11 protein-coding genes are annotated in these 15,916 nt (G+C 60.3%); 8 read left to right on the plus strand and 3 right to left on the minus strand.

Features of this window, described 5'->3' with window-relative positions:
- The first annotated feature begins 8 nt into the window (after positions 1-8).
- The 8 genes from nuoN to dnaE all read left to right on the plus strand — a co-directional run bounded on the left by nuoN (position 9) and on the right by dnaE (position 12,358).
- The gene (nuoN, locus tag IFT66_RS03165; RefSeq protein WP_192076764.1) at positions 9-1,451 is read left to right on the plus strand and encodes an NADH-quinone oxidoreductase subunit NuoN; all 1,443 of its coding nucleotides are present in this window, start codon (positions 9-11) and stop codon (positions 1,449-1,451) included.
- 2 nt (positions 1,452-1,453) lie between these two features.
- Positions 1,454-2,224, plus strand: a complete 771-nt coding sequence (locus IFT66_RS03170; protein WP_192076765.1) for a biotin--[acetyl-CoA-carboxylase] ligase — start codon at positions 1,454-1,456, stop codon at positions 2,222-2,224.
- A gap of 8 nt (positions 2,225-2,232) precedes the next feature.
- A complete protein-coding gene (locus IFT66_RS03175) occupies positions 2,233-3,900 on the plus strand; it encodes a ribonuclease J (RefSeq protein WP_192076766.1) in 1,668 nt (555 codons plus the stop codon).
- Between the two features lie 218 nt (positions 3,901-4,118).
- Positions 4,119-4,388, plus strand: a complete 270-nt coding sequence (locus IFT66_RS03180) for a DUF1467 family protein (protein WP_062580018.1) — start codon at positions 4,119-4,121, stop codon at positions 4,386-4,388.
- 531 nt (positions 4,389-4,919) lie between these two features.
- A complete protein-coding gene (gene proS, locus IFT66_RS03185; RefSeq protein ID WP_192076767.1) occupies positions 4,920-6,242 on the plus strand; it encodes a proline--tRNA ligase in 1,323 nt (440 codons plus the stop codon).
- Positions 6,243-6,349: 107 nt separating this feature from the next.
- Positions 6,350-7,657 carry a lipoprotein-releasing ABC transporter permease subunit gene (locus IFT66_RS03190; RefSeq protein ID WP_062453221.1) on the plus strand — a complete coding sequence of 436 codons (1,308 nt, stop codon included), beginning with the start codon at positions 6,350-6,352 and terminating at the stop codon, positions 7,655-7,657.
- A 6-nt stretch (positions 7,658-7,663) separates the two neighbouring features.
- Entirely contained in the window at positions 7,664-8,353 is a 690-nt protein-coding gene (locus IFT66_RS03195) for an ABC transporter ATP-binding protein (protein ID WP_062453220.1), read from the plus strand.
- Between the two features lie 513 nt (positions 8,354-8,866).
- A complete protein-coding gene (gene dnaE, locus IFT66_RS03200) occupies positions 8,867-12,358 on the plus strand; it encodes a DNA polymerase III subunit alpha (protein WP_092661998.1) in 3,492 nt (1,163 codons plus the stop codon).
- Between the two features lie 21 nt (positions 12,359-12,379).
- On the opposite strand, the gene IFT66_RS03205 is transcribed toward dnaE, so the two are convergent.
- From IFT66_RS03205 to IFT66_RS03215, 3 genes are all read right to left on the minus strand, one after another.
- Complete coding sequence (locus IFT66_RS03205) at positions 12,380-13,744, minus strand: L,D-transpeptidase family protein (protein ID WP_192076768.1); 1,365 nt, start codon at positions 13,742-13,744, stop codon at positions 12,380-12,382.
- Between the two features lie 118 nt (positions 13,745-13,862).
- Positions 13,863-15,155 carry a DNA polymerase IV gene (locus IFT66_RS03210; protein ID WP_192076769.1) on the minus strand — a complete coding sequence of 431 codons (1,293 nt, stop codon included), beginning with the start codon at positions 15,153-15,155 and terminating at the stop codon, positions 13,863-13,865.
- 80 nt (positions 15,156-15,235) lie between these two features.
- Positions 15,236-15,916 (minus strand): hypothetical protein, encoded by a 681-nt coding sequence (locus IFT66_RS03215; protein WP_113111025.1) that lies wholly within the window; start codon positions 15,914-15,916, stop codon positions 15,236-15,238.

A 15,916-nucleotide genomic window follows, 5' to 3' on the forward strand; every position in this document is an offset into this window, starting at 1 on the left:
AACTGGACATGACCGCTGAACTCTTGAGCCAAAGCCTGCGTCTGGCCCTGCCGGAAGTCATCCTGGCCGTAGGCGCGCTCGCCCTTCTGATGATTGGCGTCTTCTCCGGCGAGAAATCCGCTCCGCTGGTCACCGGTCTTGCGATCGCCCTTCTGGCGGTCGTAGGCGCCATGCTGATCTTCATGACCGGCGACGGTCAGGCCTTCGGCGGCGCCTTCGTATCGGATACGTTCGCCCGCTTCATGAAGATCCTGGCACTGATCGGATCGATCACCGCCATGGTTATGTCGATGGGACAGGCCAAGGCGCTGGAACTCGACAAGTTCGAATTCCCGGTCCTTCTGGTTCTGGCGACGCTCGGCATGATGGTGCTGATCTCGGCCAACGATCTGCTCGCCTTCTATCTCGGCCTCGAGCTGATGTCGCTGGCGCTCTATGTCGTCGCCGCCTTCAGCCGCGACAACCTTCGCTCGACCGAAGCCGGCCTCAAGTACTTCGTCCTCGGCGCGCTTTCGTCGGGCATGATGCTGTACGGCATGTCGCTGGTCTACGGCTTCACCGGCAATACCGGCTTCGACGAAATCGCGACCGTTCTGTCGTCTGAAGAGCGCGGCCTCGGCCTCATCTTCGGCATGGTCTTCATCCTCGCCGGCGCCTGCTTCAAGATCTCCGCCGTGCCGTTCCACATGTGGACGCCGGACGTTTACGAAGGTGCACCGACACCGGTGACGGCCTTCTTCGCGTCGGCGCCTAAGGTTGCGGCCATGGCAATCCTGGTTCGTGTCGTCTCGGAAGCCTTTCTGCCGATCCTTTCCGACTGGCGCCAGATCGTCGTCTTCGTGGCGATCGCGTCGATGCTGCTCGGTTCCTTCGCGGCTATCGGTCAGAAGAACATCAAGCGCCTGATGGCCTATTCCTCGATCGGCCATATGGGCTACGCACTGGTCGGCCTTTCTGCCGGCACAGAGACCGGCGTCTCCGGCGTCGTGCTCTACATGACCATCTACATGGTGATGACGCTCGGCACCTTTGCCTGCATCATGGCGATGCGCCGCGAAGACGGTACCTATGTCGAAACCGTGGAAGATCTCGCAGGTCTTTCCTCGACCAAGCCCTTCATGGCGCTGGTGCTGACGGCGCTGATGTTCTCGATGGCCGGCATTCCGCCGCTCGCAGGCTTCTTCGCCAAATACTTCGTGTTCGTGGCGGCGATCGAGGCTAAGCTCTATGCGCTGGCAATCATCGGCGTGCTCTCTTCCGTCGTCGGCGCCTACTACTACCTGCGCATCGTCAAGCTGATGTGGTTTGATGAGCCGAAGGGTCAGTTCGCCCGTGTCTCCGGCGAACTGCGTCTGATCTTCGGCCTGTCCGGCCTGTTCGTCGTCGCCTATGTGCTGATCGGTGGACCGATCGGCTCAGCCGCCAGCGCTGCTGCGAAGTCGTTCTTCTGAGGATGACGTTGAGGAGCCGAAGCCTATCGCTCAATGCGTTTCGTCATGAAGCGCTGAACGAGGTCGGCTCCACCAACACAGAATGCCTCGCCCGCGCCCGTGCGGGCGAAGCCGGTTTGTTGTGGTTGACAGCTACCCGCCAGACAGACGGCCGTGGCCGCCGCGGCCGCGCCTGGACGTCAGAGCCCGGCAATCTCTATGCCTCGCTGCTGCTGATCGATCCGGCGCCACCAGAGCGCCTCTCGTCGCTCCCGCTTGCTGTCGCTGTCGCTGTTCACGCCGCCCTGCGGGCCGTTCTTCCCACCGGTGGAGAGCCGCTCGAGGTCAAATGGCCGAACGATATCCTGATCGGCCGCAAGAAAACCTGCGGTATCCTCATTGAAAGCGAAGCGCTTCCGGGCGGCCACCGTGCGCTCGTGATTGGCATCGGCATCAATATTCGCCACATGCCCGATAGCGCACCCTACGGTGTCACACGTCTCCACGACCAAGGGTCTTCTGCGTCGCCAGAGGATGTATTCGCACATCTTTTCAGGGAGATGGCGACAGTTCTGGAGGAATGGGACGAGGGTCGGGGTATTACTACAGTCGTCGACCGATGGCGCCGCGTCGCATGCGGAATTGGTGAGAAAATTACGGTAAATCTACCTGAGCGCTCGCTAAACGGCACATTCGCAGGTATCGATGACACTGGATTTCTGCTGCTTGATACCGGCCATGGCTCTTTGATGCCGATCGCAGCAGGCGATGTATTTTTTGCAAGAACGGAATAACAATAAAAATGGCTAAACAGGACGAACTGGTGTTCCTGCCGCTTGGCGGCGTGGGTGAGATCGGCATGAACCTCGCTCTCTACGGCTACGGAACGCCGGACAAGCGGCAGTGGATCATGGTCGATTGCGGCGTCACTTTTCCAGGTCCGGACCTGCCGGGCGTGGATCTTGTCCTACCCGATATCCGGTTTCTGACGGCCCAGAAGAAAAACATCAAGGCGATGATCATCACGCACGCGCATGAGGATCATTACGGCGCCATGAATGATCTGTGGCCCGGCCTCAACGTGCCGGTCTACGCCTCGCCGTTTACCGCGGGCATGCTGGAAGCAAAGCGGAATTACGAAGGCACGCGCGCCGAAATCCCGATCACCATCTTCAAGGCTGGCGACCGCATCAATGTCGGCCCGTTCGAGATCGAAGCCGTCGGCGTCAACCACTCGATCCCAGAGCCGATGTCGCTGGTCATCCGCACGCCGCTCGGAAATGTCGTCCATACCGGCGACTGGAAGATCGACCATGCGCCGTCGCTCGGGCCACTGACCGACGAGAACCGTTTCCGCGTGATCGGCGACGAGGGCGTTCTCGCACTGATGTGCGACAGCACCAATGCGCTGCGCGAAGGCGTTTCCCCCTCCGAAGAAGAAGTGTCGGAAGGCCTGCGGCAGGTCATCCAAAATGCTGCGGGCAGGGTGGCAATCACCACCTTCTCGTCGAATGTCGGCCGCATCCGCTCGATCGCCGAAGCAGCCGACGCCGCCGGCCGCGAAGTTCTGCTGCTCGGTTCGTCGCTGAAGCGAGTCGTCGCCGTGGCCCGCGACCTCGGCATCATGGAAGGCATCAAGCCCTTCATCTCCGAAGACGAGTTCGGTTATATCCCGCGCGACAAGGTCGTCGTGATCCTGACGGGAAGCCAGGGCGAATCGCGCGCAGCGCTTGCCAAGATCTCCCGCGACGAGATGCGCAACGTCGCGTTTGCGGCGGGCGATACGGTCGTATTCTCCTCGCGCACCATTCCGGGCAACGAAAAGCCGATCATCGAGATCAAGAACGCGCTGATCGAACAGGGCATCAAGATCATCACCGACTCGGATGCGCTGGTGCACGTATCGGGCCACCCGCGCCGCAATGAACTTCTGAAGATGTACGAGTGGACGAGACCGGAGATCCTCGTGCCTGTTCACGGCGAGGCAGCCCATCTTACCGCCCAGGCAGCGCTTGGCGCCTCCGCCGGCATCAAAAACATACCGCGTGTTCGCAACGGCAATATCCTTCGTCTCGCACCGGGCCCGGCTCAGGTCATCGACGATGCGCCGCATGGCCGCGTCTTCAAGGACGGCAAGCTGATCGGCGACTTCGAGGAAATGGGCATCGGCGACCGCCGCAAGCTCTCCTTTGCCGGTCACGTCTCGGTCAACGTGCTGCTCGACAGCCGCTTCGACTTCCTGAGCGATCCCGACGTCGTTGCCTTCGGCATGCCGGAGGTCGACTATGAGGGCGAGGACATGGAGGACACGCTTTATGACGCGGTTCTCAATGCGATCGAAAGCATCCCGCGCGCCCGCCGCAAGGATCTCGACATGCTGCGCGAAGCCGTGCGTCGCTCCGTCCGCTCCGCGGCCAACCTGGCCTGGGGCAAGAAGCCGGTCGTGACGGTGTTCGTCTCCAAAGTCTAAGGCGCCGTCGCCAAACCAAGTCTGCTCACGGCCTCCGACACCTTCTCCTCGCTGTAAGCGTCAAGAGGGTTCGGGGCCGGGCAGATGTGTTAGCATTTCAGCATGTTGGCTGCGTCTGCGGAATCAATCTCGCAGAGCTTGGCCGGACGGGAAATATCGAACCTCGTCCTTTGCGCCCGGCATCCCCTGTTCTATAGGTAGTGCGGAGGAGACACATCATGCCATTGCTGACCGTCGCTGCGATCTATTTCATTCTCTGGTGGACGGTTCTGTTCGCCGTCCTGCCGCTTGGCTATCGCAGTCAGCAGGATGATGGGGAAGTGATGATCGGGACGGTTGAAAGTGCGCCCGTTCGATTCCGCGGAGGCAGGGTCATCTTGTTGACGACCGTGATCTCGGCGGCGCTCTACCTCACCTACCATCTCGCCTCCACCTATTTTGGCTTCGGGATCGACAGCATTCCCAACTTGATGCCGACATTTGAGTAGGGCGCTGCTGGCGGACGTGTCATCCGGCTGTCATTTTCTTCAGGCATAGCAGCGACGAACTGCAGCTTTCGTTCTGGATTTCTGCAGAAGCGGCCCGGCCTGTGAGCAGGCCAAAAAAAAACAAGGCGGTTAAGCCTTGTTTTTCAGTTTCGCGTGATACTCATTCCGTTGCCGGGGCTGCGACGAGCGCGCCAGAGATCTGATCCTCCCAAGACTTGACCGCGAACTGGCAAGAATTTGAACTCCTTGCCTCTTTTGTGAGCTGAACCTAGCCCAACGAATGTGCTTTGTCACTCGATTTTTTTGCATTTTTGACACAGTTTGGCAAAAATTTCCCGTGGACGAATTTGTCGCAGGGCTTGTCATCAAACCGTTGAGCTCCAGCCCTTGCAAGCGCAATCTGCTGTTCCGCAGCGTGCGCTATGGGTTCCATTTGCGCCCTCGAACGGCTATGTACGCCGTCAAAGTTTAAACCAAGAAACGGCCGATTCCCTTGTTATCTGGGGAACGCCTCGGAAACCGGAAACGTCCATGCGTCTGTCCCGCTATTTTATGCCCATCCTGAAGGAAAACCCCAAGGAAGCGGAAATCGTCTCGCACCGGCTGATGCTGCGTGCGGGCATGATCCGTCAGCAGAGCCAGGGCATCTATTCCTGGCTGCCGCTCGGCAAGCGCGTTCTGGACAAGGTCAACAAGATCGTCCGCGAGGAACAGAACCGGGCTGGCGCCGTCGAACTGATGATGCCGACGCTGCAGTCGGCCGAGCTGTGGCAGGAAAGCGGTCGCTACGACGCCTACGGCAAGGAAATGCTGCGCATCAAGGACCGCCAGGAGCGGCCGATGCTCTACGGACCGACCAACGAGGAAATGATCACGGATATCTTCCGGTCCTACGTCAAGTCCTACAAGAGCTTGCCGCTCAACCTCTACCATATCCAGCTGAAGTTCCGCGACGAGATCCGTCCGCGTTTCGGCACCATGCGTTCGCGCGAATTCCTGATGAAGGATGCCTATTCCTTCGATTTGAACAAGGAAGACGCCGTCCATTCCTACAACAAGATGTTCGCAGCCTATCTGCGCACCTTCCATCGGCTGGGCCTGCGCGCTATCCCTATGCGCGCCGATACCGGCCCGATCGGCGGCAACCACAGCCACGAATTCATCATTCTCGCCGACACCGGTGAGTCGGAAGTGTTCTCGCACCGCGATTTCGTCAATTTCGACATTCCAGGCGAAGACACGGATTTCGACGATGTCGCCGGCATGCAGGCAATCTTCGACAAGTGGACATCGGTCTATGCCGCCACGTCCGAAATGCACGACGAGCAGGCCTTCGATCAGATCCCGGATAGCGATCGCCTGTCGGCCCGCGGCATCGAAGTCGGCCATATCTTCTATTTCGGCACGAAATATTCCGAGCCGATGGGCGCAAAGGTGCAGGGCCCTGATGGCAAGGAACATCTTGTCCACATGGGATCCTACGGCATCGGGCCGACACGCCTTGTTCCCGCCATCATCGAAGCATCGCATGACGATAACGGAATCATCTGGCCGGCATCCGTTGCGCCGTTCGATGTCGTGGTGATCAACATGAAGCCCGGTGACGAGGCATGCGATCGTCTGTCGGAAGATCTCTACGCAAAGCTCAACAAGGCCGGCAAGGACGTGCTGCTTGACGATACCGACGAACGCGCCGGCACCAAGTTCGCGACAGCGGATCTGATCGGTGTTCCGGTACAGATAATCGTCGGTCCGCGCTCCGCCGCCAACGGCGAGGTCGAGGTCAAGGACCGCAAGTCCGCAGCCCGTGACGTCATGACGCTCGAAGCGGCGCTCAACCGCGTCGCCGGATGATCGGACACCGACGTCTTGCCGGGCCAGTCTGACGACAGGCTAGGCAGGCATATCTGATACAGCAGCGCGGGAAGCCTCCCGCGCGCTCCATGTGTAAGGAAGCGTGAATGGCGAGCATCGCGACGAGTGGTGAACCAGAGAAGGTCGACAAGTCTCCGCGGGCTGGCGCTTTCTCGTCGTTCGAGCGAATGGTCGCCTGGCGCTACCTGCGCTCGCGCCGCAAGGAAGCCTTCATCTCGGTCATCGCGGGCTTCTCTTTCGTCGGCATCATGCTTGGCGTCGCGACACTGATCATCGTGATGGCGGTCATGAACGGCTTTCGCACCGAGCTCATTTCCCGCATTCTCGGCATCAACGGCCACATGGTGATCCAGCCGATCGACCAGCCGTTCACCGATTACGCCGAACTGACCAAGAAATTCGCTGCCGTTCCCGGCGTCAAGATGGCCCTGCCGCTTGTCGAGGGGCAGACGCTGGCATCCGGCAAGGGTGGCGCCGGTTCCGGCGCTCTTGTGCGCGGCGTACGGCCGGAAGACCTTGAGAAGGTCACGGAAGTTGCTGGTAATATCAAGCAGGGCGATATCGTCGGCTTCGCGTCGGGGCAGGGCGTTCTTGTCGGCTCCAGGCTTGCCTCGCAGCTCGGCATTTCGGCCGGCGACCAGATCACGCTGATTTCGCCCGAAGGCGACGTGACACCGATGGGTGTCAATCCGCGCGTTAAATCCTATCCCGTGTCCGGCGTTTTCGAGATCGGCATGTCGGAATACGACGCGACGATCATCTACATGCCGCTTGAGGAATCGCAGCTCTATTTCAATGCCGAAGGGCTGGTGCAGTCGATCGAACTGTTCATCGATCACCCCGACAATGTCGAGGACATGCGTCCGCTGGTGGAGCAGGCTGCTGGTCGCCAGATTTTCATTACCGACTGGCGCCAACGCAACCAGACGTTCTTCTCGGCGCTTCAGGTTGAACGCAACGTGATGTTCATGATCCTGACCCTGATCGTGCTGGTCGCGGCACTCAACATCATCTCGGGCCTGATCATGCTGGTGAAGGACAAGGGCTCCGATATCGCAATCCTGCGCACGATGGGCGCGAGTTCCGGCGCCATCATGCGGATCTTCTTCATGACGGGTGCTGCTATCGGCATCGTTGGCACGTTTGCCGGCGTCGCGCTCGGCGTTATCGTCTGCCTCAACATCGAATCGATCCGACAGTTCTTCTCCTGGGTCTCGGGCACCATCCTCTTTGATCCGGAGCTCTATTTCCTCAGCCAGCTTCCGGCCGAAATGAGTTTTGGCGAGACCTTCTCGGTCGTCATCATGGCGCTGGTCCTGTCCTTCTTCGCCACCATTTTCCCGGCATGGAGAGCCTCGAAGCTCGATCCTGTCCAGGCCCTCCGATACGAATAGGTCTCCATGGCTGTCCCGCGTAAAACCGTCCTCAATCTCTCAGGCGTCGAACGTCACTACGGCCAGGGGGAGACGAGCCTGTCGATCCTCAACGGGGCAGACTTCTCGCTCGTGAGCGGCGAGATCGTGGCGCTCGTCGCCCCGTCCGGTACCGGCAAATCGACGCTCTTGCATCTGGCAGGCCTGCTTGAACATCCGGACGCTGGCGATGTGACGATCGGCGGTCGGGCCTGCAACGGTTTGTCGGATGAAGAGCGCACCTCGATCCGTCGCTCCGACATCGGCTTCGTCTACCAGTTTCACCATCTCCTGCCGGAATTCACGGCGATCGAAAACATCATGATGCCGCAGTTGATTGGCGGCCTTTCGAAGGGGGAAGCGCGCGAACGCGCGGGCCAGCTTCTCGATTACATGCGAATCGGTCATCGCGGCGAACACCGCCCGTCGGAACTGTCGGGTGGTGAACAGCAGCGCGTGGCGATTGCCCGTGCGGTGGCCAACGCGCCCCGCCTTTTGCTGGCCGACGAACCGACCGGCAATCTCGACCCGAAGACGGCATCCTACGTGTTCGAAGCGCTGGAGGCGCTGGTGCGCCAGTCAGGGCTTGCTGCACTGATTGCCACTCACAATCATGATCTTGCTGCCCGCATGGATCGTCGCGTCACGATCGAAGGCGGCAAAGTCGTCGAGTTCTAGCGAACGCACTGATCCCCATAGCGTGCCCCTGATCCGATAGTGTCCATCGTCACATCCTCGAAGGGGCGTGCGATGGACACTGCTGCCATGGAATGACGTCACGTCAGCGATCCGCAGCGATGGCTGGCGTTTGGTTGCCGACCGCTTGCGTTCCCCGGCAACGGCTTGGTCCTATGGAGCGCTGGTTACCTCCAGCCAGCAGCAGCATTAACATCGTTCAGAATCTTCTATTCCCGTTTTGTTCTACTATTGACGTTGGCACGAAAAGAGAACAAAGTGCCAACATAAACGAACACGGGAGACGACGATGACTGACCTTCTTCGTGATATTGCCGCATTCGCCTCCATTGCAACTTTCGTTGCCAGCTTGTCGATGATCATGCTGGTGATGTGAACCGGTCCGTGCTCGCCCAGCCGGAGGGCGCAAGCGGAAAGAGGTTGAGAAGACCATTCTTGACTCGACTCTGAAGCCCCCGCGCCGGACAATGACCCGATTCAAGGAATGGGTATCAGATGGCGGACGCAGCGACTTTACAATCGGAATCGGAGGATTTGGGAGCGACGCCACAGTTCGTGCATCTGCGCGTCCATTCCGCCTATTCGCTTCTGGAAGGTGCGCTGCCGCTTAAGAAAATCCTCTCCAAGGCCATCGCGGACAATCAGCCCGCGATCGCCGTCACCGATACCAACAATCTCTTCGTCGCGCTGGAATTCGCCCAGAAATCCATCGGTGATGGCATTCAGCCGATCATCGGTTGCCAGCTGTCGATTGACATGGAGGATCAGCCAGACGAGCGCCGCAACGGCCATTTGGCGAAGCTGCCGGCAATCGTTGTGCTTGCCGCCAATGCCAAGGGATACGAGCGGCTGGTGGATCTCGTCAGCCGTGCCTATCTCGATGGAGAAGGGCAGGCGGCAACGCATATCTGCCGCGCCTGGCTCGAAGATGGCGGCACCGAAGGACTGATCGCGCTGACAGGTGCTGCCGGTGGCCCTGTCGACATGGCAATGAAGGATGGCAACACCGTACTCGCAAAGGCGCGCCTCCTGTCATTGAAGCAGGCCTTTGGCGATCGTCTGTATATTGAACTGCAGCGTCACGGCACTTACGACCGCCGTCATGAGCAGCGGATGATCGATCTTGCCTACGACCAGGATGTGCCGCTGGTCGCGACCAATGAGGCCTTCTTCCCGGGCAAGTCCGATTACGACGCTCATGATGCCCTGATGGCCGTCGCGCACAATGCGATCGTATCCGACGATACCCGTTTCCGTTTGACGCCCGACCATTACCTGAAGAGCCGTGCCGAAATGGCAAAGCTGTTCGCCGATCTGCCGGAAGCGCTCGAAAACACGGTCGAGATCGCCAAACGCTGCTCGTTCATCCTGAAGACCCGCAGCCCGATCCTGCCGCGCTTCACCGGCGCCACCGATGATCCGGCAGAAGCGGAGCGCGCCGAAACGGCGGAGCTGCGCCGTCAGTCGGTCGAAGGCCTCGAGAACCGGATGGCCGAACTCGGTATCACGGCCGGCTTCACCGAGCAGGATTATCGCGAACGGCTCGATTTCGAGCTCGGCGTCATCGAGAAGATGAAGTTCCCGGGCTACTTCCTGATCGTTGCCGACTTCATCAAATGGGCAAAGCTGCAAAACATCCCGGTTGGTCCGGGCCGTGGTTCCGGTGCAGGCTCGCTGGTCGCCTATGCGCTCACGATCACCGACGTCGATCCGCTGCGCTTCTCGCTGCTGTTCGAACGCTTCCTCAATCCCGACCGCGTCTCGATGCCCGACTTCGACATCGACTTCTGCCAGGATCGCCGCGAAGAGGTGATCCGCTACGTGCAGCGCAAATATGGCCGCGAGCAGGTGGCGCAGATCATCACCTTCGGTTCGCTGCAGGCCCGCGCAGCACTGCGCGACGTCGGCCGCGTTCTCGAAATGCCCTATGGCCAGGTCGATCGCATCTGCAAACTGGTGCCCAACAACCCGGCCAATCCGACCACCCTGGCAAAGGCGATCGAGGAAGAGCCGAAGTTCCAGGAAGAGGTCGACAAGGAGCCGGTCGTCGGCCGTCTTCTCGATATCGCCCAGAAGATCGAAGGTCTCTACCGCCACGCCTCGACCCACGCCGCCGGTATCGTCATCGGCGATCGCCCGCTGTCGAAGCTGGTGCCGATGTACCGCGACCCGCGCTCCGACATGCCGGTCACCCAGTTCAACATGAAATGGGTCGAGCAGGCCGGTCTGGTCAAGTTCGACTTTCTCGGCCTGAAGACGCTGACGGTTCTGAAGACCGCGGTCGAATTCTGCAAGAAGCGCGATATCGTCGTGGATCTCGCCAAGATCCCGCTCGATGACGAACTGACCTACCAGATGCTGTCGCGCGGCGAGACCGTCGGCGTGTTCCAGGTAGAAAGCGCCGGCATGCGCAAGGCGCTGATCGGCATGAAACCGGACTGTATCGAGGACATTATTGCGCTGGTGGCGCTCTATCGCCCGGGTCCGATGGAAAACATCCCGACCTACAATGCCCGCAAGCACGGCGAGGAAGAAATCGAATCGGTCCATCCGTCGATCGATTATCTGCTCAAGGAAACCCAGGGCGTTATCGTTTACCAGGAACAGGTGATGCAGATCGCCCAGGTCCTGTCGGGCTATTCGCTCGGCGAAGCCGACCTTCTGCGGCGCGCCATGGGCAAGAAGATCAAGGCCGAGATGGACCAGCAGAGCGAGCGCTTTGTCAGTGGCGCCATCAAGAACGGCGTGTCGAAGCCACAGGCGAAGAACATCTTCGAACTGCTGGCGAAGTTCGCCAACTACGGCTTCAACAAGTCGCATGCCGCCGCCTACGCCATCGTCTCCTACCAGACGGCCTATATGAAGGCGCATTACCCGGTCGAGTTCCTCGCCGCGTCGATGACCTACGATATGGCGAACACCGAAAAGCTGAACGATTTCCGCGAAGACGCGGGACGGCTCGGCATCAAGGTCATTCCGCCATCGGTCCAGACCTCGTTCCGCCGCTTCGAGACGGGCGACAACCGCATCTATTACGCGCTCGCTGCCATCAAGGGCGTCGGCGAAAACGCCGTCGATCACATCGTCGAGGTCCGAGGCGACACGCCCTTTGCGTCGATCGAGGATTTCTGCCTGCGCATCGACCCGAAGCAGATCAACCGCCGCGTCTTTGAAAGCCTGAATGCTGCGGGTGCCTTCGATTGCTTCGGCTTCGACCGCGCCCAACTCAGCGCCGGCATGGACCGCGTCATCGGCTATGCCCAGCGCGCCCAGGAGGAGAAGGTCTCCGGCCAGTCCGATTTCTTCGGCTCGGGCGCGGCCAGCGGTCCGGAAAAACTCGTGCTTCCAACCTTCAATCCGTGGATGCCGTCGGAAATGCTGATGCGCGAGTATCAGGTGCTCGGCTTCTACCTGTCGGCCCATCCGCTCGATACCTACGGTGCGGTGCTCGACAAGATGCGCGTCCAGACCTTCGCCGACTTCTCGACGGCGGTGAGGGCAGGCGCCACCGCCGGCCGTCTTGCCGGGACCGTCACCGGTCGGCAGGAACGCAAGACGCGCACCGGCAACAAGATGGGCATCGTCATGTTTTCCGATTCCACCGGTCAGTTCGAGGCGGTGCTGTTTTCCGAAGCGCTTGCTCAGTACCGCGATCTGCTTGAGCCCGGAAAATCGCTTGTCATCACCGTTCAGGCCGACGAGCGTCCGGAAGGCATTGGCCTGCGGATCCAGACGGTGCAGTCGTTGGAGGAACAGTCGGTCCGCATGCAGAAGGCGCTGCGGGTCTTCGTGCGCGACTCAGGGCCGCTGAAGACGGTCGCCCGGCATCTTAATGCCCGCGGCGATGGCCTCGTCTCGTTTATCGTCATCAAGGATGATGGCAAGCGCGAGATCGAGGTGGAACTGACGGAACGGTATCGTATCTCGCCGGAAATCGCCGCAGCTCTGAAGGCGGCGCCCGGTGTGCTGGATGTGGAACTGGTCTAACCGACCGCGGTGGCGTTGGCCTCAGTAGAGGCCGACGCCGCCTTGGTAACGGATGACACTGCGCTTGGCGCGCGGCTCGGCGGCAGGCGTTGAGCCGATATCCTGAACTGCCACCATCTCGCTTTTCGACGACTTGGTCAGCGTGACGAAATCGGTGCCCTTGCCGGTCTCCGGTCCAAGCGATTCGTCGTTGATCGTGACCGACGTCCCATCCGCCATTAGCGTCTCGATCCGGTCGCGAACGTCCTGCGAAATCTCGATCCGGTCGAGTGCGGCTTTTGCGGCACCCGGCAGTTTCGCATCGGCCGCCACGGTGATCCCCAGCCGCTTCATCGTCGCATCGGACAGCACGTTCGGCAGCGTCACCGCGTGCCAATCGGCTGATTCGATCGAGCGATCGATCTTGTCGACAGTGAAGAGATGCGTGCCGAGGGCCACTTCCGGCGCCTTGATGCCGACAGGGGCCTCAAACAGCGGTTCGAAATTCTGCCGCACCATGATCTGGCCGGCAGGTGGCTTCGGCTGGCCGGCAGAGGCGTAAAGCGCGTCGATGAACTCGCCGCTTATCATCGGGCCCGTCTGCTTCAGGCCTTTCCAGCGCTTGAAGCCGGCAACGGCGCTGCGGGTCAGCGGTCCGACATAACCGTCGGAGCCGCCGGTCTCAAAACCCATTTCTTCCAGCAACTTCTGGGCGTCCATCAGCGTCTCGCGGTCGGTACGCCGCGTGATCAGGATGCGCAGCGCGTGCGTCTGCGCTTCCTCGAGATCATCAGGCTGCGTCGGAAGAGCATCCGTGGCGCGGTTCGGATTGGCCGGCGCGACATTCATCGCCACTTCCACCGGCTTCTTCGGCGAGGCCTTGATCGATGCGGTGCGAAGATCGACATCGGTCATCAGCGCGCCGGCAGGCAAAGGCTTGCGCGGCGAAAACAGCACGACATCCTCGATGCGCTGCGGCACCACGTCCGCGTCGGTCACGATCACATGCGCACCGCGCTCGGTCAGGCCGTAAAGCTTGGTCGCAAAACCGCTCGGCAGGCGCACGCAGCCGTGCGACGCCGGATAGTTCGGAACGTTGCCCTCGTGCAGCGCGATACCTGACCAGGTGATTCGCTGCATGAACGGCATCGGTGCATTCGAATAGATGTTCGACTCGTGGTATTTCCGCTTCTCAAGGATGGAGAAGATGCCGGTCGGCGTATCGTGCCCGGCCTTGCCGCTCGATATCCGCGACCTGGCGACCACGGTCTCGCCCTCGTAGACGGTCAGCGACTGCCTGTCCTTGGAAACGATGATCTGCAGGGGAACACTGTCCGCTGCAAACGCTGGAGGCGACAGCATCGTCGCGGACATCAGACAGAACCCCAAAACCAGGCGACGCATCATGCTAAACCTCATACGCAAAACTTGAGCTGCATTTTACCGAGCGAGGTTTAACGAAGGTTTGCATCCGCGCTGATCTCGTCACGTTTAGCAGGAAAAATTTAATCACGTTTGATTGAAACTATCGGTCGCGGCGCTTGTCGCCAAACGTATAGCCGGTCTCGACGGCCGCAGCTCCGAACTTCTCACGCAGCTTGTCCATGGCCGCTTCCGCCGCAGCCCGGCGTCCGGCCTGCACATCCACGAGATCGGGCGGATCTGCACGGGCAGGGTCGGTCAGATCGGTGACGCCGATCCCGAGCAGGCGAAATTTTGTACCGTCCGTCTCCCGCTCCAGCATTGAGATACCGGTGCGGAAGATCCGGTCGGCAAGCTGGGTCGGATCTTCCAGCCGCTTGTTGCGGGTACGGCTCTTGAAATCCGCGGTCTTCAATTTCAACACCACCGTCTGGCCTGCAAGGTCCTCGCTCTTCAGTCGTTTAGACACCTTCTCCGAAAGCCGGCGCATGATCGGGACCAGGTCGTCGTGGCGGGAGATGTCGTCGAAGAACGTGGTCTCGGCCGACACGCTTTTCGCCGGGTCGTTGAGATGCACCTCTCGGTCGTCGATACCGCGAGACAAACGATAGAGGCGCTGGCCCATCGTGCCGTAGCGGCGCATCAGGTCGGCCTCGTTCATGGCTTGCAACTGCCCGATGGTGCGGATGCCGTCCGCCTCCAGCGTCGCATCAAAAGCCCGGCCGACGCCCCAGATCGTCGTGACCGGTCGGATCGCCAGAAACTCCACGGCCTCAGCGCGACCGATCACCGAAAAACCCCGCGGCTTTTCGAAGTCGGAAGCGACCTTGGCGAGGAACTTGCAGTAGGAGAGCCCGACGGAAATACTGATGCCAATCTCGGATTCGACGCGTTTTGCGAGCTTTGCGAGAATGCGGCTGGGCTGATCGTGGTGCAGACGCTGGGTGCCTGCCAGTTCCAGAAACGCCTCGTCGATCGAGATCGGCTGCACCAGCGGCGTCAGATCCATCATCATCTGCCGCACCTGTCGGCCGGCAGTGACGTATTTTCCCATGTTCGGCTTGATGACGACCGCATCCGGGCAGAGTTCGAGCGCCTTGAACATCGGCATTGCCGACCGGACGCCGCTGATGCGGGCGATGTAGCAGGCGGTCGACACCACGCCGCGCTTGCCGCCGCCAATGATCACCGGCTTGTCCACAAGGCTCGGGTCGTCGCGTTTCTCGATGGTGGCGTAAAAGGCATCGCAGTCGATATGCGCAAGCGTCAGGTCATGAAGTTCGCGGTGATACACCAGCCGTGGACTGCCGCAGGCGCGACACCGTCGCACCTCTGCCTTCTGCTCGGTAAAGCAGTCTCGACAGAAGCCGGGCTTGTGATTTGGTACGACTGTCATCGGCGGAACAAAGGTTGAACATTCCGACAATAGGCCGTAAGCTGCAACCTCTCAAGAGTAGAACGCACATCCTTCAACCACTATTTTGCGGTTCGATGATGCGGGATGTGGGACAGGATGTAGGCGTCGATCATCTCTGCGGCATGCGGCCAGTCTGTGGCCCGGATGATCGGTTGATCAGGCTTCGGAGCAAGCTGGTGCAGAGGACTGTCCGGCATCATGTGAATCAGCAGGCAGTTCTCGACGTGGTCGCGGACCGAATGCAGGTTGTGGGCCATGTCATCGATAAAGACCGAGGGAAGGGGGCGCGCGGCATGGATCATCTGCATGACAGGGCCTTTCTTCTCCTCCGTCGCGACGAGAGGGAAGGTGAGGTCGAGCCGGTCGAGAAGCCGGCGACGCTGTTCCTGATAGCGTGGCGGCATGGCAGTGAGGAAGATGACGTCTGCAGCCTTACCGATCGCCTTAAGGGTCTCGATCGAAAGCGCAGAGGGCGTCTGCCAGTCTTCTTGGCGGTCGAAGAACGCGCCGATCAGGCGTTTGACGTCCGCTTCCTCGATAGGGACCTGCGTTTCGACCGAAACGATATTCCCGGTGAGGCGGAAGGAGCGCGGCAGCAGCTCCAGCCCCTCTGCCTTGATGAACTCGGTGAAAGGTGCCGCGAAGTCCAGAACGACGTCATCGACGTCGCATACGACCAGCGGGCGGTCGCCCAGTTGGACATGGGAGAAATCGAGGGCAACGCCGGAAGAGTTCTCCAT

Origin of the sequence: Rhizobium sp. CFBP 13726, from assembly GCF_014841925.1 — a bacterium.
GTDB lineage: Bacteria > Pseudomonadota > Alphaproteobacteria > Rhizobiales > Rhizobiaceae > Neorhizobium > Neorhizobium soli.